Origin of the sequence: Thiohalocapsa halophila, assembly GCF_016583825.1 — a bacterium.
GTDB lineage: Bacteria > Pseudomonadota > Gammaproteobacteria > Chromatiales > Chromatiaceae > Thiohalocapsa > Thiohalocapsa halophila.
In genome coordinates this window covers 23,613-41,706 of sequence record NZ_NRRV01000035.1, presented here as the reverse complement: position 1 = coordinate 41,706, position 18,094 = coordinate 23,613, and the positions used below count along the sequence as shown (strand labels likewise).

The following is an 18,094-nucleotide window of genomic DNA, read 5'->3' as shown; positions in this document are numbered from 1 at the left end:
GCTCCATGCGCTGGCACCTCGGAATCCTGATCAGCGCGACGATGATATCCAATACTGGTGCGGCACGCGTCCAAGTCGCGCAGGTGGACAACGCCCGTGGTGGCGGGCTTCAACGTCGGCGCCATCAGCAACGACGGCGGTGTCCTGCCGAGGGCAGGTCCAGCCCCAGCACCAGACGCATAAGCAGACTTTTGCTCGCGCCGTTGCGGCCGATGAGCAGCACGCCTTCGCCCTGCTGCACCGTCAGTGACACGCCGTTCAGCACCGCGTGCCCGGCCACGTGCTGAAAGGCCTCGGTGACTTCCAGCGCCGGCGGCTCCGGTGTCCGCTCCGGGTTGGGAGCTGCTGCCGCTGCCGCCTCGCGCATGGATCATGCCTCCGGCCACAGCACGAACAATAGGTCGATGTCCGGGTTCGAGCCCAGGCGTCAGCGCTGAGAGACCACGCTTTCGGGATGAGAAGCCAGAGCGCCGGGTTGGGTCCGGCTCGCCGACGAGAGCGTCTCACGACCCTGCGCCCGCCTCGCGTTCGCCCTAGAGGCGTCCAAGGGGGGCAGGGCCGGTTATCGCAGAGCTTGCCCGTGAGGCCGGGGCCTGCGCGCCTCGGCCTCGCGACACATATGCCGGCAGCGCTCAGGTGCCGATCTTGGCCCCGGTGAGCTCGTACACGGCGATGAGACTCGGCTTGGAGACGCCGTCCGGGTCGCCGATGGGCCATACGGCGTTGAAGGCGTTGCCGTCGTTCGGGTGCTGGATGGCGCAGAAGAAGGTGCGGTTGTCGCCCGAGAATTCCGGCCCGCACACCTCGCCGCCGGGCACGCCCGACAGGAACTGCCGCAGCAGGCCGCGGTCGGCGCCCTCCACCGGCACCGCGAAGACGCCGTCGTTCTGGCCGAAGCCGACATTGCCGCTGTAGTACTGGCCGTCGGTGGCGATCCAGAGGTTGCCGGTGTCGTCGTGGACCAGGTTGTCCGGGTCCGAGATCGGGCTCACGCCCGCCGCCACCGGATCGGCCAGATCGCCGAAGCTGGTGTCGTGGGCGACGACGCTCGGGTCGCCGCACTTCACCAGGATGTTCCAGGTGAAGGTCAGGGCGCCGGCATCGTCGCCGTCTTCGATCAGCTCGATGATGTGCCCGTGCTGGTTGCCGGTGTTGTTGGTCGGGTCGCCGTCGTCATAGGTGTTGTTGCGCGGGTTGGCCTCGTCCGGTGCCGAGCTGACCTCGCGCCCGTTGACGATGCGGGTTTCGCCGGGGTCGCCGTCGCGACGCGAGTTGTTGGTCAGCGCGATGTAGACCTTGCCGGTGCCGGCGGCGACTTCGATGTCCTCCGGGCGGTCCATGGGGGTGGCGCCGAGCACGTCGGCGGCACCGCGGGTGTCCAGCAGCACCTCTTCCTGGCTTGCGTAGCCGGCCTGGTCCAGGGCGTTGCCCGCCTGCCACACCAGCGGCAGCCAGACGCCGCTGCCCATGTCGTCGCCGTCGACGGCGCCGGCGTCGAAGCGGGCGACATAGAGGGTGCCGCTGTCGAGCAGGCGCTTGTTGGCGGTGCGGTTGTACTTGTTGTAGCTGCCTGAGGTGACGAACTTGTAGACGTACTCGAAGCGGGCATCGTCACCGGAGTACACCGCGACTCGGTTGCTCGGGGTCAGGCGGCAGGCGGCACCCTCGTGCTTGAAGCGGCCCATGGCGGTGCGCTTCTTCGGCACGTCGTTGGGGTCGTAGGGGTCGATCTCGACGATGTAGCCGAAGCGGTTGTACTCCTTCGGCTCGCTGCTCAGGTCGAAGCGCGGGACATAGTCCTCCCAGTGGCGGCGGCTCGCACCCGAGGGGGCCGGGATGCGCTGACTGAAGGCCGCGATGTCGCCGGGAGCGCCCGCGAAGTTCGCGAAGTACTGATCGAAGTTCTCCTCGCAGGTGAGGATGGTGCCCCAGGGGGTCTTGCCGCCGGCGCAATTGTTCAGGCAGCCGAGCACTGTCTCGCCCGCCGGATCGGTGCTGGTCTGAAGCATCGGGTGGCCGCGCAGCGGGCCGGTGATCGCGTGCGGCGTGGAGCCGGTGACGCGCCGGTTGAACGGCGAGGTGATGTCGAAGCTCGGGGCACCGCCGCCGTGGGTCAGCTCGACAATGGAAAAGCCGTGGGCCTCGATCTCCGTCTCCACCTGATCCAGGGTCGGGCTGCCGTCGACATAGCCCGGGAACATGTCGTCGGCGGAGGTGTACTCGTGGTTGACGACCATCAGGGCCCCCCCGCTGCCGCGCTGCTTCAGGCGCGGATACTGGAACCCGATGACCCGATCCACCAGGCTGTTCAGCTCGCCGGTCATGTCCACCGAGCGGCGCACGTAGCTCGGCAGCGGATACCAGAGCACCAGGTCCGCATTGAAGCCGAACTGCTGGGCCTGGCTGGCACCGGTCTGGTTGTCGACGTCGAAGGCCGGTGCCGTGGGGGTCAGCGGGTCGCCCCAGCGCAGCAGGACGGTGACCGCGTAGTTGGACGGCACCCGGACGTCGGGCTCGCTGCCGTCGCCGGCCGGGAGCGTCGTGAAGGTCAGGCGGGCGGAGGGATCACCGGCGGCCACCGCGGGCTTGCTCGTCGCGAACATGACGCCCGGTGCGATCACCAGCGTCGCGCCGGTAACGGCGGCGCCCTTCAGCAGTGCCCGGCGGGAGACGGCCTTCTGCATGACCACCTGAATCGGGTCGGCCGCCGTCGGCCGCGCCGGCGTGCCGGGCATGACGTCGGCGGTGCCGTCGTCCTGAAAAATGTCGGCGCTCATCGAATCGTGCTCGTACTTGCCCATGAGTCTTCTCCAATTGAATGCATCGGGGTCGAATTCGGGACGCAGGGTCCCTGATCGGCCGCGCGTGTCCGCAGGCCAGTGGTCAATGGCGTAGACGGGAATCAGCGCTTGCGCGCGCCGAGCATGGCGGCCAGCCCGAGGCCCAGCACCAACAGCGTATTCGGGAGCGGAACGGCTTCCACCCCGCTGTCCGCAGCGGCGGAAGCGAGGAGTGTAATGACACCGGTGTCGCCTTCCGCTCCGTCGTAGCCCACACTCAGGGTGCCGAATGCGAATGCCGGATCGCCCGGCAGCAGCGCGGCCTGATCGAAGCCGCCGCTGAAGCTGTCCAACATCATCAGCGAGACCAGCGTATTGGCCATAATGCTGCCGCCCAGGTCGTACAAGGCGCTGTAGTCGATGGCAATGGACACCGGTCCGTCCGCGGTGATTTCATAGCTGAAGTCATAGGACAGCGAGGCCAGCGCATTACCGGCGTCAAAGGCATCGGCAGACACCGTCAATGCCGACGGGCTCAAGTCCGCGGCGTCCGCCGTGGCCGATGCACTGCCGTTCTTGAAGTCGGTGTCGACCAAGGCAGAGACCGGCGCAGGTCCGGTCAGGTTGCTGTTTGCAAGAGAATTCTCTGAAGACGCCTCGTAGCTCAAAGGCGTGATCGACGAGACGTTGGCGGTCCTCAGACTGGTGAGATCGAACGCACCCGACGCGGTGATGACAGCGCCCTGGACGGAGCTTGCTAGCAGGAGCGCGGTCGCTCCCAGAAACGCGCCGGGTAACTGCTTGCGGACAGACATAGACGATGAGCCTCTTGGGTTGCGGTCATTCCTGGACGGTAGCGATACAAGGGCATGAGCGGGCTGCGTGTCATTGCCGGAGAACCGATGACGAATGCCGATGCGTCGCGGCATCGACCGGCTGCAAACGACAATTACGAGCGCGCCCGCACACAGACGAAAGTGTTGAGACGATCAGACAACAGGGCCTACCTTGATCAAGCGCCGCCGACCGTGTAATTGGTCGAAAGACGCGCTTGATGCCGACGCGCCTATACCTTGGAAAGCCTTATTCCGAGTAACGGACTCAGTATAAAGGCGGGAAATGAAGGGCAGACGACGGTTCCATGACGGACCGCGGTCCATTCAATGAGCAAGAAATGACGAGGGGGATGTCCGGCGGCAAAGGCACACGCGATGGCCGCAGCCGCGTCGGCCGACGCCGGAGCCGCCGGGTGATGGAGACGCGCAGGATCAGGAGCCGCGCTGCGCGATGGCCGCAGTGGCGGCTCGGGGGGCCTGGTCAGCGACGTGGCGGGCGAGCTCCGGGAGTCATAGCAGATGCGTGCAAGGAGGGGGCCCCAAGTAGGAGCCGGGCTCAGATAATGCCGAAGGAGTCGTCTCAGCTGGAGCTGTCGGACGCGCCGTCGATTGAGCTGGTTAGAGACGCATCGCCTTCGCGACCCAATCAGGCACCGCACCATGCCACAGCGGGGCGATACTCACGGCGCGTTTAGTGAGCCCTGATGAAAGCGGAGCGACGACAGCAGGCAGACCGCGGCGTCCGGCTGTTGGCGTGCACGCTCACCGCTCCCGCCACACGGTGGTGTACAGATCATGCCGCCGATCCTTCAGGTTCTGCACCGTGCCCTCGTAGCGGGCCTCGCGCAGGGCCTTGAGGCCGAGGTCGGCGAAGGCGACGGTCTCGACATTGGGGCTGGTGTCGGCGGCGATGCCGTCGCGGGCGAAGGGGAAGTCGCAGGGGGTGAGGATGCAGCTCTGGGCGTACTGGATGTCCATGTTGGCGACATTGGGCAGGTTGCCGCAATTGCCGGACATGACGACATAGCACTGGTTCTCCACCGCGCGCGCCTGGCTGCAGTAGCGCACGCGCAGGTAGGACTGGCGCTCGTCGGTGCAGAAGGGCACGAAAATGATGTTGGCGCCCTGATCGGCGAGGTGGCGGGCCAGCTCCGGGAACTCGGCGTCGTAGCAGATGAGCACGCCGATGGGACCGCAGTCGGTGTTGATGGCGGCGAGGTCGTGGCCGCCCTCGATGTTCCACCAGTAGACCTCGTTGGGGGTGGGGTGGATCTTCGGCTGCTCGTGCACCTCGCCGTCGCGCAGGCAGATGTAGCAGATGTTCTCCACCCGGCCGTTCGGCATCTTGGTGGGATGCGAGCCGCCGATGATGTTGATGTTGTAGCGCACGGCCATCTCCCGCAGCGCGTCCTTGATGGGGTCGGTCCAGCGGGTGAGCGCGTCGATGGCCTCGGCCGGCGAGAGCTCCTGGTCTTGCATGGAGAGCAGTTGCAGAGAGAACAGCTCCGGAAAGACGCAGAAGTCCGCGCGGTAGTCGGCGGTGACGTCGACGAAGTAGCGGATCATGTCCAGGAACTCATCGAAGGACTTCACCCGGCGCTGCTGGTACTGCACGGTGGCCACACGCACCGTGTCCATGAGCCGCCCGCCGTACTCCTTCTGGCGGGCCTCTTCCAGCTCGTCGGAGACCTGCGGGTTGCGCCACAGCAGGTGCACGCCGTAGCCCATGGACTGGGTGTCCTCGGTCCAATAGCCGGGCATCAGGCCAACGACCTTGAACTCGTTGCGCAGCTGAAAGGTCAGCACCGGATCGTGCTCGCGGCCGGCCTCGACGGCCTCGACATAGGCCTCGGGCGTGTCGTAGCGGTTCTCGTCGCGGGTCAGTGCCGCGCGCAGTGTCGGCAGGCGACCGCCGTAGATGATGCCCTTGAGCGCCCAGGCCTGGGCCAACTTCTTGCGCTCGTCGTACAGGCGCTGGCCGATGCGAAGCCCCCGGTAGGCCGGGTCCACGCAGACCTCCATGCCGTAGAGATAGTCGCCGTTGGGGTCGTGGCGGCTCGCGTAGCCGCCGCCGGTGATCCAGGTCCAGTCATGGGGCTTGAGCGCCACCCGCCCGGAGATGACGAAGCTGGAGCAGAAGCCGATCAGCTCGCCGTCGGCCTCGGCGACGAACTGCCCCTCGGGAAACTTGTTGATCTGCCCGCGGATCATCGCCGATGTGTAGCCGCCGATGCCGGCGCCGGCATAGGCGCGCTCGAACAGCGCGCGGATGGCGGGAACATCGGCCGGCGTGGCGTTGCGGACGGTAAGGCGCTCGACGTTGTCGGCGGCGTTGTCGGGGGTGTTGGGTGTGGTGGACAAAGGCGGGCTCCCGCAGATGGCACTGTGGCGGATGGCAATGGCTGCGATTGTGCCATCCGGCCGCCGGCGTCGGCAGTGTGCCGATACCCGGCGATGCGACAACGACTCCAGTCCAACGGGCTGCGGGACGTGCTCACCTGGCGCAGCCGCGCCTCTATACCTGCAAGTCGAGCGCCTCGGCAAGCAGGCCGAGGACCAGGCGCAGCGCGAATACCGCATAGGCAGCGCCGAGGTAGCGGAGGCTGAGCGCGGCGCCAACGCCGCGAAAGGCCATGCCGCGGTCGATGCCGAGCTTCAGCCGAAAATCTGCTTCCCTCCTCGGTTTACAAGCTGAAGAAAGGATGCCAATTTTGTAAACCTCACTGGGAGGTACAGATCATGATCGGACAGCGCATCAAGCAGGCCCGGGCAGCCGCAGGTCTGTCTTTACGGGCATTGTCTGCGCAGGCCGGTGTGAGTCACACCGCAATCGCCAAGTATGAGCAGGGCGATGCGACGCCTTCGTCCGAAGTGTTGCTGACCCTGTCGAAAGCACTCGGCGTGCGCGTGGAGTATTTCTTCCGGGCCGGCGGCATCGAGCTTCAGGGCGTCGAGTACCGCAAGCAGGCGCGAGTGCCGCAGAAGGCGCTGCGGCGCATAGAGGCTGCGACCCTGGAGCAGTTAGAGCGCTTTCTGGAGCTGCAGGAGCTGATACCCCAACGACTGGTGCGGCCGTTCTCCGTGCCGGCCAACCTGCCGACGCGTATCGCCACGCTCGACGCCATCGAAGACCTTGCCCTGGCGCTTCGTTCGGCCTGGGGGCTTGGCCGAAATCCCATACCCGTGCTGTGCGATAGCCTGGAAGAGCGCGGGATCCTCGTGTTCCAGGTCGAGACGCCCGCCGGCGGGCAGTTCGACGGACTGGCCGCAAAGGTGCAGGACATGCCCGTCGTCGTCGTCGGCCGTGACTGGCCCGGTGATCGCCAACGCTTCACACTCGCGCACGAGCTGGGCCACCTGGTGCTCGACGGTCGCCTGGCGCCCGAGCTGGACGAAGAGAAAGCAGCGCATCGCTTCGCCGGCGCCTTCCTCGCGCCGAAGCCGGAAGTCATCAAAGAGCTCGGCGCGACGCGCACGCGCCTAGAGCCCCGCGAGCTCTGCGTGCTGAAAGCCGCGTACGGGCTCAGCATGGCGGCGTGGCTGTTCCGCGCCCGAGACCTGGGCGTGCTCTCTGAGCACGCGTACATCCAGCACCAGAAGCTGTTCCGCTCTCGGGCTTGGCACAAGCGCGAGCCCTGTGACCCCTACCCGCGGGAAGCGCCTCAGCTGTTCAGCCAGCTACTGTTCCACGCCCTGGCCGAAGACCTGGTTACCGAATCCAAGGCCGCCGAGCTGATGGGCATGTCGACGATGGACTTCCATGCCATGCGACACATGGAGCGTGCGGATGCAGCTGCTCATCAGTGACGCCAACATCCTGATCGATATCCAGGTAGGCGGGATGCTGGCGAGCATGTTTCAGCTGACCTACAGGTTTGCCGTCCCCGACATCCTGTTCGCCGAAGAGCTGGCGCAACACCACCCCGAGCTGCCGGCGAGCGGCCTGAACGTACTGCCGCTGGCGGCAGCCGGCATCGCCGACGCCGTGTCCCTCCTGGACAGGTATCGCCGCACCGGGGTCAGTCGCAACGACATCTTCGCGCTTGCCCTCGCGCGTCAGGAAGCTTGCCCGCTGCTCACCGGCGATAAAAACCTGCGCATGGTTGCCGCAACGGAAGGTACCGAAGTGCATGGTACGCTCTGGTTGGTGGAGCAGATGGTGTTGAATAGAATCGCGGCCCCGGCTGATGCACAAGCAGCCTATGAGGCTATGCGCGATGAGGGCCGGCGCCTGCCGTGGGGAAAGGTGGAGCGGCAGTTGTCGAAATTCGTAGATCCAGACAGCGCAGGTTGAGTCAGGTCACTCGGTGAGGCGCGGCGTCGAGTAGGCAGCAACGCTTCCGATTTTCGTCTCTGACGACCCGGAGCCCATGCCCGCAAGCCGCCGCTGCCGGCTCCGTCCAGTCCGTGGCAACATCGCTGGACTACGGCAGCCCGCTTCGCCATGTCCCAAGCCAACCCAACCCCTTCGTCTGCGCCGGCGACCGCTCTTGGCTCGCGGTCGCAGGCGTCGGTATCGGTCATGTCGCCACCCGCCGTCGCGGTGGGCGCCGCGCACTGGTCGCAGGCGGACTTCGCGGCGGCGGCGGGGCGCCTGGCCGGGAAGCTGACAGCCTGGGGTGTGCGGGCGGGAGACGTGGTGCTGCGGCCCGCCGATGACCCCATGGGCGTCTTGTGCTTGCAGCACGCCCTTGTCCTTGTTGGCGCCGGCCTGCTGCCGTATCCCGCCGGGCTGCCGTCGGCGCACGTCGATGCGCTCGCCGCTGCCGTCGGCGCCGAGTGGCGTTGGGGGCAACATGCGCCGGCGAGCACCGGCCGAGGCGCCGCCGCGGACTGTCGAGGCGCCACCGCCCCGAGCCTGCTGATCCGCACCAGCGGCAGCGAGGGGGCGCCGAAAGTAGCGATGCTGACCGCGGCGCAGCTCGCGGCGTCCGCCACACGGGTGAACGGGACGCTGGACTTGCAGCCGGGTGACGAGTGGCTCTGCGTGCTGCCGCTGCATCACATCGGGGGGCTCGCCATCGGCTGGCGCTGTGCGCTGGCGGGGGCGACGCTGCGGTTGGTTGCGGCGGATGGGCCGGCCGGTGAAGCGGCCCCGACAGAATCGGGCGCCGAGCGCGCGGGCGCGGGCGCCTGCATCTTCACCGAGCCCGCGCGCGCCGCTGCCCGAACCGACTTCGATGCCTGCGCGTTGGCGGCGACCCTGGCCCGCTATCCCGTCACCCACCTGTCCCTGGTGCCGGCGATGTTGAGTCGACTGCTGGAGGCCATGCCGGCGCCGCCGCCGCGGCTGCGGGTGCTGCTGCTGGGCGGCCAGGCGCTGCATCCGGCCCTGGCGCGGCGGGCCGTGGCCGCGGGCTGGCCCCTGTTCGTAAGCTACGGCATGTCCGAGACCGGCTCCATGGTGGCCGTCAGGCGCTGGCGCGACGATGCGGCGCCGGGCAGTCTGGTGGGGCCGCTGCTGCCTGACGTGCAGGCGGACTGCGCCGGGCCCGGCGAGCCGCCGCGCCGGCTGCGCCTGCGCGGGCCCATGCTGATGGCGGGCTATGCCGACGCCCGCCGCCGGCCGGGCCTCGGCCTCGGCGACGGCTGGCTCACCACCAGCGACCTGTGCCGGGTGGAGGCGGACGGCTCGCTGCGGGTGTTCGCGCGCGCCGACGACTTGGTGGTCATCGGCGGCGAGCAGGTCTCCCCTGCCGCCGTGGAGGCCAGGCTCGCGGCGGCGCCGGGCGTGGTGGAGGCGGCCGTCGTCGCGGTGACCCATCCGCACTGGGGTGCAACACTAGCCGCCTGCTGGCGCGGACCGGCGGCGGCGCCGGCGCTGGAGGCCTGGTGCCGCGCCGAGCTGCCGAGCCGCGAGCGCCCGCGGCTGTTCCGCCGCCTTGCGGCCCTGCCGCTGCTCGCCTCCGGCAAGCCGGACCGGGCAGCCCTGAAACGCCTCGTCGAAGGACCGGATGCCGCCAACGCCGGTGCGCCCGGCTCCGGAGAGCCCTTTGGCGGGGAGTCCCTGAACGCTGAGTCCCGGAGCGATTCCTTGCATGCTGAACAGGCCCCCGGCCCACCAAGCGCCGATTGATCCATCGCGCACCGGGCGGAGTCGCGTATGCCACGAGCCTCCCCGCAACCCCCTGATCTCACCAAGACCCTGAGCCTGCCCATGCTGGTGGCCCTCGGTGCCGCCGGCATGCTCGGCACAAGCTGGGTCTACACCGCGAGCGACTTTTTCGCCCGCTACGGCGCCGGCGGCGAGATCTTCGGGCTCGCGTTGGCCGGGCTGCTCGCCGCCTGTGTGGCCCTCGCCTATGCCGAGCTCGCGGCGCGCTTCCCGCGTGCGGGCGGCGAAGTGGTCTTTGCCTATGCGGCCTTTGGCCGGCGGCTGGCCTTCATCGCGGGTTGGCTGCTGGTGGGGGCCTATGTCAGCTCCCTGGCCTTCTATGTGACGGCCTCGGGCATGCTGCTGGCGGTGGTGCTGCCGGGGCTGGAATCCATCGCCTTCTACCGCATCGCCGGCACCACGGTGCATTTGCCGGTGCTGGTGATGGGCGTCGGGCTGGCGGTGGCCGTGCTGGTGCTCACGGCCAGGGGCATGGGACTCGCCGGGCGGGTGCAGCTGGCGCTGTTCGGCGCCATGCTGCTGATCGGCCTGGCGCTGGCCGCGGTGGGCTTCGGCACCGGCAGCGTCGAGCATTTCTGGCCCGCCTTCGCGCCGGAGGCGAGCCCTGTGGCGAGCACGCTGCGCTTCGTGCTGCCGGCGATGACCTTCCTGACAGGCTTCAGCCTGGTGTCCGTGCTCGCCGAGGACGCGGCCCTGCCGCCGCGGCGCATTGCGCTCGCGGTGCTGGCGACGGTGCTGACGGCCACCGGCTTCTACTGCCTGGTGCTGCTGGCCACCGCCTGGCTGATTCCGTGGCAGACCACGGCGACCATGGACGAAGGGGTCATCGACGCCTTTCGCCATGCGGGCTGGCCGCTGCTCGGCTGGGGCGCCTACGCCATCTCGGTGCTGGGGCTGGTGACGAGCTTCTTGGCGCTGTTCTCGGCGGCGTCGCGGGTGATCCTGAGCCTCGCCCGCGCCGGGCTCTTCCCGCCGGCGCTGGCGCGGCTCGATTCGGCGGGGCGGCCCGTGAGCGCGCTGCGCTTCACCCTGGCGCTGACGCTCGGCCTCGGCTGGCTCGGCAAGGGCGCCCTGCTCTGGCTCCTGGACACCGGCGGCGTCTACATCGGCCTCGCCTGGGCCATCGCGGTGGCGAGCCTCTACCGCATCCGCCGGCTGCACCCCGGGCAGCCGGCGCCCTACCGGGTGCGCCCCGGCTGGCTGCCCGGCATCGGCGGCGCCGCGGCCCTGGCCATCATCGCCGCCATTGTGCTGCCGGGCACCGGTCTGTCACTGCGCTGGCCGCAGGAGTACCTGATCCTCATCGCCTGGGCGGCGCTGGGCGCCGTCATCTATCGCCTCGCGCCCAAGCCCGCCGACGCCGACATCCGCGCCGCCCTCCTCGGCTCCACCCAAGTGCGTGCAGGATAACTTCAGCTACGGACCGCCAATTAAAGGGACGGTAACCTTAACTTCGTCGCCCTTATTAGAGCCTGCGGATGCGCGTCGCCCGGCTCTGAATTAAATATACCGTCCCCATTTTTCGAGGGCCTGGCGGAGTTGGGGGGGGAGGCTGCGGCGGCCGTGTGTGTCGATGGCGGCATGGACGGTGCGGGCGGTGGCCGCGAGCCCGCCGTCGGCGGTTTGGAAGCGGTAGTCGAGGGTGAAGCTGCGCTCGCCGACGGCGGCGGGGGTGAGCTCTACGATGACGGCGGCGCCATGATGCAGCGGGCGGCGGTAGTCGGCCTCGGCGTGCACCAGCGGCAGGCGGAGCTCGCCGTGGCGGAGCATGGTATCCAGGGGGAAGCCGAGCCAGGCCATCCAGGCCTCGTACGCATCATGGGCGTGGCGGAAGAGGTGGGCGAAGAAGAGCACGCCGGCGGCATCGGCGTCGTGCAGGGCGACGCGGAATCGGTGCTCGAAGGCGGCTTCGCTCATGACGCCGACTCTACCGCGGTCGTTGCCCGGGGCAAAGCGACGCGCTGACGGTGTGGGCCGAAAACCTAGAAACGGTAGTTGAACGGCCCCCAGGGTGCGTCCCGCGGGGCGTCCAGCAAGGCACAACGAGGCGGAATAGCCGACCTATTCCAACGAGTTGTAACGCAGCTGGGCGCCGCGCGGGGCGTGCCATGGGGGTCGTAGCGGCCCTCGCTCGGGAGGTGACTTTGGAATCGGTACGAATTCTCCAATCGCGCAAACACTTGTGGCTGCGACGAAGCGGTCAACTGCCGTTTCTAGGTTGCAGTCAGCGGCCGAGGACGGCGTCGACTACGGCCTCGGGTGCCTCCAGCAGGAGGTTGTGGCCGGCGTCCGGCACCAGGCGCAGGTCGGTCGCCGGGCGCTCGCGGCCGACGCGCTTGGCGATGGCGACGAACTTGTCGTCGCCGGCCCCGGCGAGCCAGGTGAGCTGCCCCGGCCAGCGGGCGAGCGCGCCCCAGGTATCCGGCATCCGGGCGAGGCCGAAGCAGGCGAGGCTCGCGGCGAGGCCGGCGGGGCGCTGGGCGAGCCGGCGGCGGCGCTGCGCCGCCAGAATGGCCGCCGGCAGCCCGGTCTGGGTCGCGAACAGGGCCTGGCTTTCCCAGGCATCCACGAAGGCGCGGATGCCCTGGTCGCGCAGCAGACCGATCCAGCGCTGATCCAGCGCCCGGCGGCCGTCGCGCTGCGCGGGATTGAAGAGCCCGGGGTGCGCGGAGACGATGGTGGCGGCGCCGAAGCGCTCCGGCGCCGCCGCCAGCAGGCAGAGCGCGATGCGCCCGCCCAGGGAGTAGCCTGCGACGCGCTCGACGCTCGCGGGGAGCGCGTCCAGCAGACGCCGGATCTCGGCGGCAAAGTCGCCGGCGGGGTCGGGGCTGCCGCCGTGGCCGGGGAGGTCCGGGGCCAGGGCCGCCGGCGCGTCTCCGGGCCACAGGTCCCAGTCGGCGCTCGTGCCGGTGAAGCCGTGCAGCAGCAGCGTGCTCGGCGCTTGCGCCGGCGCGCCGAGGCGACGGCAGGCATAGCCGCGGAGCAGGTCGGTGCGGGCGTCGTCGCTCATAGTGCCGGTAGCTTGAGCTGGCCGTCGTAGGGCGTGAAGCCGCTGCCGGCGTCGTCGGGCAGGTCGATGCGGCCCTGCGCGATGACCGGCGGCGCCCCGAGATCGGCCATCAGCCAATCGGCGGTGGCGAGCCCGTGGGCGAGCGTGCTGCCGCTGGCCGCCGCCAGCTGCGCCGTTGCCCAGAGCCCGGCGGCGGACTCCACCAGGCTGGTCACCACCACCTCGCGGCCGGCGGCCTGGGCGCGAGCAGCCAGGTGCAGCGTGCGCCGCAGGCCGCCGACGGCCGCGGGCTTCAGCACCAGCCGCCTGACGGGCAGGCGGCTCGGGTCGAGGTCCGCCCGGCCGGCCAGCGATTCGTCCAGGGCCAGGCTGAAGGGCGCCGCGGCCTGCAAGCGCCCGAGGGCGGCGTCGTCCGGGATCGCCAAGGGCTCTTCGAGGCAGTCGATGGGCAGCGCCGCGAGCTGCGCGATACACGCGGTGGCCGTGTCAGCATCCCAGGCAGCGTTGGCGTCGAGCCGCAGGTTGGCGCCGGCCGACAGGAGGGCGGCAGCAGCTTGGATGCGCCGCAGCTCTTCGGCGATTGGGCCGGTGCCGAGCTTCAGTTTCAGCACCCGGAACCCCCGGGCGAGGGCGACCTCGACGGCGCGGCTCTCAAGCGTTGCGGCGGCGCCGAGCATGGCGTTCACGGCGGGCCGATCCAGGGCGGTGGGTGCCAGCAGCCGGCGCAGCGGCAGACCCTCGCGGCGGGCGCTCAGGTCCAGCAGGGCCGTCTCCAGTGCGCAGTCGGCGGCGGGGGCCGCGCCCGACTCGGCGTCCAGCGCCGCCAGCAGGCCGGCGATGCCCTCGCCGGTGCGCTCGCACCAATGCCGGAGCCGCTGCATGGCCTGCCCTGCGCTCTCAGTGCCTGCCTCCGGCAGGGGCGCACAGTCCCCGCAGCCGACGGCCCCGTCGGACTCCGCACGGACCAGCCAGCCGGCGCGCTCGTGCAGCACGCCGCGGGCGGTGCGCCAGGAGCGGCGCAGCGCCAGGCGATAGGGGTACAGGCCGAGCCGGAGGTCCGTCATGGAAGAGGGTCGGCGCCGAGAGCCAAAGTGCAGCAGGCCGCCGGGCGCCGCATCCGGCACCGGGCGCGGCCGGGGCAGCTCAGCCCCACAGCCAGCCCAGCAGCAGCCCGATGCCATAGAGCCCCACCAGCAGCATCTGGTACTGGGCGGTGCGCCCGAGCAGCGTGTTCAGCGCCCGGCCATCGCTGACGTCGAGCTGTCGCATCAGCTTGAGCCCCACCGGCAGCGCCAGCAGCACGGGCCAGGTCCAGCCGGGCAGACCGCCCCAGAGCAGCAGCGGCACGGGCGCTAGCAGCAGCCCGGCGTAGACCTTGCGGGCAGCCGGCCGGCCCAGGACATGGCAGAGGGTACGACGGCCGGCGGCGCGGTCGGTGTCGAAGTCCCGGTAGTTGTTCAGCAGCAGCACCGCCGCCGCCGGCAGCCCGAGGGTGATGCCGAGGCTGATGGCCCCGGCGGAGAGGGTCAGGGTCTGGAGGTAGTAACTGCCGGCCACCGCGGCGATGCCGAAGAAGCAGAGCACGTAGAGCTCGCCGTAGGGCCCGTAGGCGATGGGCTTGGGCCCGCCGGTGTAGGCGTAGCCGGCGGCAATGGCGGCGAGCCCCAGCAGCAGGATGGGCCAGCCGCCGCGCACCACCAGCAGCAGACCGAGCACGAAGCTGGTGAGGAAGGCGATGTGCGCCGCGCGCTTCACCTGGGCGCTGGTGAACCAGCCCTGGGCGGATGCCCGCGCCGGCCCCAGGCGCGCGCCGTTGTCGGTGCCGCGCTCGAAGTCGGCGGCGTCGTTGTGCAGGTTGGTGCCGACCTGGATGCCGGCGGCGGCGAGGAGCGTGGCCAGCGCGGTCAGCGGTGCAATGCCGCCGGTGTCCGCCAGCGCCAAGAGCAGGGCACCGAGGACGGGTGTCACCGCCAGCGGCAGCGTGCGCGGGCGCGCCGCGCTCAGCCAGCGCTGGGACTGCTCGCGCAGCGTCGGAATATTGGGCATGGCGGCGGCGCCGGGGGTGCTGTGCGTAGGCTCGGGCATACGCTCGGTCATAGGCTCTGGATCACGGGTTCTCGATTACAGGTTCTCGATTACAGGTTCTCGATCACAGGTTTAGGGCCGCCGCCGGTAGGTGGAGAAGTCCGGCGGGCGCTTCTCCAGAAAGGCGTTGCGGCCCTCCTGCGCCTCCTCGGTTTGGTAGAAGAGCCCGGTGGCGTTGCCGGCGAGCTCCTGGATGCCGGCGAGGCCGTCGGCGTCGGCGTTGAAGGCGGCCTTGAGGCAGCGCAGCGCCGTCGGCGAGAGCTGGAGCATGCGCCGGCACCAGTCGACGGTGGTGGCCTCCAGCTCGGCCAGCGGCACCACGGTGTTCACCAGGCCCATGGCCAGCGCCTCCTGCGCGTCGTACTGGCGGCAGAGGAACCAGATCTCCTTGGCCTTCTTGAGCCCGACGGTGCGGGCCATCAGCCCGGCGCCGTAGCCGGCGTCGAAGCTGCCCACCTTGGGGCCGGTCTGGCCGAAGCGGGCGTTGTCCGCGGCGATGCTGAGGTCACAGACCAGGTGCAGCACATGACCGCCGCCGATGGCATAGCCCGCCACCATGGCCACGACGGGCTTGGGCAGGGAGCGGATGCGCCGCTGCAGCTCCAGGACGTTCAGATGCTCGGTGCCGGCGGCGTCGCGGTAGCCGCCGTCGCCGCGCACCCGCTGATCGCCGCCTGAGCAGAAGGCGAGCTCCCCCTGGCCGGTGAGGATGACCACGCCCACTTCCGGGTCCAGGTGGGCGCGGTGGAAGGCGTCCAGCAGCTCGATGATGGTCTCCGGGCGGAAGGCATTGCGCACCTCCGGGCGATTGATGGTGATGCGGGCGATGCCTTCGGCGCGGTGGTAGCGGATGTCTTCGTAGAGCACATCCTCGGGGGCCTGCCAGTCCGGGGCGGGCTGCTGCACGGGGGAGTCGGCGTCTGGGCTCATCGTGACCTCGCTGAGGCTCTGGGCTGGCGTCTGGCCGGCGATTGTACCCAAGGCGGGCGAGCGACTGCGCCGGCGGTGGGCCTGAGCGGCTCAGGACTGACAGGCTTGCCGGAACACCGGCGTTGGCCAGGGCCATTGAGGCCGGCGACGGCGCGCAGCGGCGCCCCCGCTCAGCCCGCGCCCGCAGACTTGAGCGCCGCGCGGATGATCTCCTCCGAGGTCTTGACGTCCTCGGCGACGGCACGGGCCATGCGGCCGGCATCCGCGGGCTTGTAGCCTAGCGCCACCAGCGCGCTCACGGCATCGACCAGCGGTGCGTCCGCCGCGACGCTCGCGCCGATGTCCCGGGCCGGCAGCACGCCGGCAACGGCGCCGGTGCCGAGCCCGGCCACGCGGTCCTTCATCTCCATCACCAGGCGCTGCGCGGTCTTCCTGCCGATGCCGGGCAGGCGGCTCAGCCCGGTGATGTCCTCCTGCTCCACGCAGACCGCGAAGCGCTGGGCGTCCATGCCGGAGAGGATGGCCAGCGCCATCTTGGCGCCGACGCCGGTTACCTTGAGCAGATCGCGGAACAGCGCCCGGTCGCGCTCGTGAAGAAAGCCGTAGAGCACATGGGCGTCCTCGCGCACCACCAGATGGGTGACCAGCGCGACCTCCTCGCCGACGGCCGGCAGGTCATAGAAGGTGCTCATGGGCGCCTCGACCTCGTAGCCGACGCCGCCGACGTCGATCAGCACCTGCGGCGGGTGCTTGGCGAGAACTTGGCCGCGCAGACGTCCGATCATGGAGGGGTACCGGTCGTTCGGTGGATGCAGGCGGCCGATCAGTCTGACACCGCGGCGTGATCGGACCGCACCGAATTTGACTGCCGGCCCGACCGCTCGCCCAATGCCACGGTGATCATTCCAGGAGTCCGTCCGGCTCCATTCGCCCGTGCAGCACCCGGACGATTTCGATGATCGGCTCGGCCGCGTCGATCTGGCGAACATAGATGACGTGGCTCTGCTGAGGATAACTGTGAAGGCCCTCCGCAAGGGCGGGTCTCGGACGCCATAGCGAACGATGCTCGGCGAGCCAGACGAACCGGCGGATTAGATCGTCGACATAGCGGTCGGCTTGCTCGGCTCCCCATCGCTCTGCGGAATACAACCAGATGTCGGTAAGATCCGCCTCTGCCCTGCGCGAGAGCCGATAGGTCACTTCTTGGCGCGATGCTCACGACCGGCCGCTTTAACGCGATCGGCAAGTACCGGCAAATCTTCCTGCTTGTAATCTTCATAAGCACCACGCTCGAGCTCTGCGATGCCTGTGCCGATCTCGGCGCGCAGATGCGCGAGCTTGATGGCCGTGAGCTCGTCGTATTCTTCTTTGGAGACCACCACCGCGACGGCGCGGCCATGGCGCTCGATCACGACGGGCTCGCGACGGGCGGTGTCCAGCAACTGCCCGAAACGCGCCTTGGCGTCATGTGCGGATAGGTTCTGCATGAGGGTCGGTCCCGCCGGATTATCTGGGCAATTGAGCCAAATTAGGCCAAACGTGCAGAGGCTGCAACCCGGCGAGTCTGGCAGCGCATCGGCCGCAGTAGTGCCGAGAGGCTACGCTATGGATCCAACTTCTGAAAACACACACTGCTGGAGCCCCGCGAGCCGCATGGCCGGCTCGGGCACCATGCGCTGGACAATCGCACTGCGGTGCCGGAACGACCGGCAGTTGGTCGGAGCTGGCGCCCTCAGGGCCGAAAATCCCGCCAGCTCGCGGCGGCCCGCTTGCGCTGGGGGATACCCATGGAGTGCGCGTGGCAGAGCGCGATGGCCAGGGCGTCGGCCTCGTCCTCGCCGGGGGCCTGCGCCAGGCTCAGCAGGATGCGCACCATGTGCTGCACCTGTGCCTTGTCGGCACCGCCGCTGCCGACCACGGCGAGCTTGACGGACTTGGGGCTGTACTCGTGCACCGTCACGCCGGCCTTGAGGCCGGCGCAGAGGACGGCGCCGCGGGCCTGGCCGATCTTGAGCGCGGCGGTGGGGTCGCGGGCGAAGATCAGCTGCTCCACGGCCATGTCGTGGGGCCGGTGCTCGCCGGCCAGGTCTGCGACGCGATCGAAGATGAGCCCGAGCCGGTCCGGCCAGGGCTGCCGGCCGACGCGGATGCAGCCGCTGGCGACGAGACGGCTGTGGCGGCCGTCGCTGTCGATGACGCCGTAGCCCGTATTGCGGGAGCCGGGGTCGATGCCGAGGATGCGGTGGCGGAGATGATTGGTCACGCGCCGCCCGCCTCGATGATGACGCAGCGTACGGAGTACGAAGTACGGAGTACGCGGCAGGCTCCTTGCCGCGTC

General features: G+C 69.5%; 17 protein-coding genes. 4 read left to right on the top strand and 13 right to left on the bottom strand.

The features are described from left to right. Positions 1 to 124: 124 nt before the first annotated feature. The 4 genes from CKO31_RS14795 to CKO31_RS14780 form a co-directional block, all read right to left on the bottom strand. Entirely contained in the window at positions 125 to 367 is a 243-nt protein-coding gene (locus CKO31_RS14795) for an ATP-binding cassette domain-containing protein (protein ID WP_200238930.1), read from the bottom strand. A gap of 265 nt (positions 368 to 632) precedes the next feature. Further along, positions 633 to 2,777 carry a PhoX family protein gene (locus tag CKO31_RS14790; RefSeq protein ID WP_200238927.1) on the bottom strand — a complete coding sequence of 715 codons (2,145 nt, stop codon included), beginning with the start codon at positions 2,775 to 2,777 and terminating at the stop codon, positions 633 to 635. Positions 2,778 to 2,902: 125 nt separating this feature from the next. Further along, positions 2,903 to 3,595 carry a PEP-CTERM sorting domain-containing protein gene (locus CKO31_RS14785; RefSeq protein ID WP_200238925.1) on the bottom strand — a complete coding sequence of 231 codons (693 nt, stop codon included), beginning with the start codon at positions 3,593 to 3,595 and terminating at the stop codon, positions 2,903 to 2,905. Between the two features lie 783 nt (positions 3,596 to 4,378). Beyond that, positions 4,379 to 5,977: a bifunctional GNAT family N-acetyltransferase/carbon-nitrogen hydrolase family protein gene (locus tag CKO31_RS14780; RefSeq protein WP_200238922.1), complete on the bottom strand. Its 1,599-nt coding sequence runs from the start codon at positions 5,975 to 5,977 to the stop codon at positions 4,379 to 4,381. A gap of 378 nt (positions 5,978 to 6,355) precedes the next feature. Here CKO31_RS14780 and CKO31_RS14775 point away from each other — a divergent pair, with 378 nt between their 5' ends. From CKO31_RS14775 to CKO31_RS14760, 4 genes are all read left to right on the top strand, one after another. Continuing rightward, positions 6,356 to 7,423, top strand: coding sequence for a helix-turn-helix domain-containing protein (locus CKO31_RS14775; protein ID WP_200238919.1), 1,068 nt, complete (start codon positions 6,356 to 6,358; stop codon positions 7,421 to 7,423). Continuing rightward, positions 7,404 to 7,910 (top strand): PIN domain-containing protein, encoded by a 507-nt coding sequence (locus CKO31_RS14770; protein WP_200238916.1) that lies wholly within the window; start codon positions 7,404 to 7,406, stop codon positions 7,908 to 7,910. Before CKO31_RS14775 ends, CKO31_RS14770 begins: the two co-directional genes overlap by 20 nt. A 228-nt stretch (positions 7,911 to 8,138) precedes the next feature. Further along, positions 8,139 to 9,692 (top strand): AMP-binding protein, encoded by a 1,554-nt coding sequence (locus tag CKO31_RS14765; protein WP_200238913.1) that lies wholly within the window; start codon positions 8,139 to 8,141, stop codon positions 9,690 to 9,692. 27 nt (positions 9,693 to 9,719) lie between these two features. Then, a complete protein-coding gene (locus CKO31_RS14760) occupies positions 9,720 to 11,141 on the top strand; it encodes an APC family permease (protein ID WP_200238911.1) in 1,422 nt (473 codons plus the stop codon). Between the two features lie 90 nt (positions 11,142 to 11,231). Here CKO31_RS14760 and CKO31_RS14755 read toward each other — a convergent pair whose 3' ends face one another. From CKO31_RS14755 to ruvC, 9 genes are all read right to left on the bottom strand, one after another. Further along, a complete protein-coding gene (locus tag CKO31_RS14755; RefSeq protein WP_200238908.1) occupies positions 11,232 to 11,648 on the bottom strand; it encodes an acyl-CoA thioesterase in 417 nt (138 codons plus the stop codon). A 307-nt stretch (positions 11,649 to 11,955) separates the two neighbouring features. Then, positions 11,956 to 12,741 carry an alpha/beta fold hydrolase gene (locus tag CKO31_RS14750; protein WP_200238906.1) on the bottom strand — a complete coding sequence of 262 codons (786 nt, stop codon included), beginning with the start codon at positions 12,739 to 12,741 and terminating at the stop codon, positions 11,956 to 11,958. Beyond that, on the bottom strand, positions 12,738 to 13,805 hold the full coding sequence (menC, locus tag CKO31_RS14745) for an o-succinylbenzoate synthase (RefSeq protein ID WP_200238903.1): 1,068 nt from the start codon (positions 13,803 to 13,805) through the stop codon (positions 12,738 to 12,740). The genes CKO31_RS14750 and menC overlap by 4 nt, the downstream gene beginning before the upstream one ends. Before the next feature lie 79 nt (positions 13,806 to 13,884). After that, entirely contained in the window at positions 13,885 to 14,787 is a 903-nt protein-coding gene (gene menA, locus CKO31_RS14740; RefSeq protein WP_200238959.1) for a 1,4-dihydroxy-2-naphthoate octaprenyltransferase, read from the bottom strand. Between the two features lie 111 nt (positions 14,788 to 14,898). Beyond that, a complete protein-coding gene (menB, locus tag CKO31_RS14735) occupies positions 14,899 to 15,756 on the bottom strand; it encodes a 1,4-dihydroxy-2-naphthoyl-CoA synthase (protein ID WP_200238900.1) in 858 nt (285 codons plus the stop codon). 170 nt (positions 15,757 to 15,926) lie between these two features. Continuing rightward, positions 15,927 to 16,541 carry a Holliday junction branch migration protein RuvA gene (gene ruvA, locus CKO31_RS14730; protein ID WP_200238897.1) on the bottom strand — a complete coding sequence of 205 codons (615 nt, stop codon included), beginning with the start codon at positions 16,539 to 16,541 and terminating at the stop codon, positions 15,927 to 15,929. Positions 16,542 to 16,656: 115 nt separating this feature from the next. Further along, complete coding sequence (locus CKO31_RS14725) at positions 16,657 to 16,956, bottom strand: type II toxin-antitoxin system RelE/ParE family toxin (protein WP_200238894.1); 300 nt, start codon at positions 16,954 to 16,956, stop codon at positions 16,657 to 16,659. Further along, the gene (locus CKO31_RS14720; RefSeq protein WP_200238891.1) at positions 16,953 to 17,243 is read right to left on the bottom strand and encodes a type II toxin-antitoxin system Phd/YefM family antitoxin; all 291 of its coding nucleotides are present in this window, start codon (positions 17,241 to 17,243) and stop codon (positions 16,953 to 16,955) included. Before CKO31_RS14720 ends, CKO31_RS14725 begins: the two co-directional genes overlap by 4 nt. A 245-nt stretch (positions 17,244 to 17,488) precedes the next feature. Further along, positions 17,489 to 18,019, bottom strand: coding sequence for a crossover junction endodeoxyribonuclease RuvC (gene ruvC, locus CKO31_RS14715; RefSeq protein ID WP_200238887.1), 531 nt, complete (start codon positions 18,017 to 18,019; stop codon positions 17,489 to 17,491). Positions 18,020 to 18,094 lie beyond the last annotated feature (75 nt).

Bases quoted from the DNA above. Each gene is read 5' to 3' on its own strand.
- CKO31_RS14770 (WP_200238916.1), top strand. From the start codon at position 7,404: ATGCAGCTGCTCATCAGTGACGCCAACATCCTGATCGATATCCAGGTA.
- CKO31_RS14790 (WP_200238927.1), bottom strand. From the start codon at position 2,777: ATGAGCGCCGACATTTTTCAGGACGACGGCACCGCCGACGTCATGCCC.
- menB (WP_200238900.1), bottom strand. From the start codon at position 15,756: ATGAGCCCAGACGCCGACTCCCCCGTGCAGCAGCCCGCCCCGGACTGG.
- menC (WP_200238903.1), bottom strand. From the start codon at position 13,805: ATGACGGACCTCCGGCTCGGCCTGTACCCCTATCGCCTGGCGCTGCGC.
- CKO31_RS14760 (WP_200238911.1), top strand. From the start codon at position 9,720: ATGCCACGAGCCTCCCCGCAACCCCCTGATCTCACCAAGACCCTGAGC.
- CKO31_RS14775 (WP_200238919.1), top strand. From the start codon at position 6,356: ATGATCGGACAGCGCATCAAGCAGGCCCGGGCAGCCGCAGGTCTGTCT.
- CKO31_RS14750 (WP_200238906.1), bottom strand. From the start codon at position 12,741: ATGAGCGACGACGCCCGCACCGACCTGCTCCGCGGCTATGCCTGCCGT.
- menA (WP_200238959.1), bottom strand. From the start codon at position 14,787: ATGCCCAATATTCCGACGCTGCGCGAGCAGTCCCAGCGCTGGCTGAGC.
- CKO31_RS14785 (WP_200238925.1), bottom strand. From the start codon at position 3,595: ATGTCTGTCCGCAAGCAGTTACCCGGCGCGTTTCTGGGAGCGACCGCG.
- CKO31_RS14795 (WP_200238930.1), bottom strand. From the start codon at position 367: ATGCGCGAGGCGGCAGCGGCAGCAGCTCCCAACCCGGAGCGGACACCG.
- CKO31_RS14755 (WP_200238908.1), bottom strand. From the start codon at position 11,648: ATGAGCGAAGCCGCCTTCGAGCACCGATTCCGCGTCGCCCTGCACGAC.
- CKO31_RS14720 (WP_200238891.1), bottom strand. From the start codon at position 17,243: ATGCAGAACCTATCCGCACATGACGCCAAGGCGCGTTTCGGGCAGTTG.
- CKO31_RS14765 (WP_200238913.1), top strand. From the start codon at position 8,139: ATGTCGCCACCCGCCGTCGCGGTGGGCGCCGCGCACTGGTCGCAGGCG.
- ruvA (WP_200238897.1), bottom strand. From the start codon at position 16,541: ATGATCGGACGTCTGCGCGGCCAAGTTCTCGCCAAGCACCCGCCGCAG.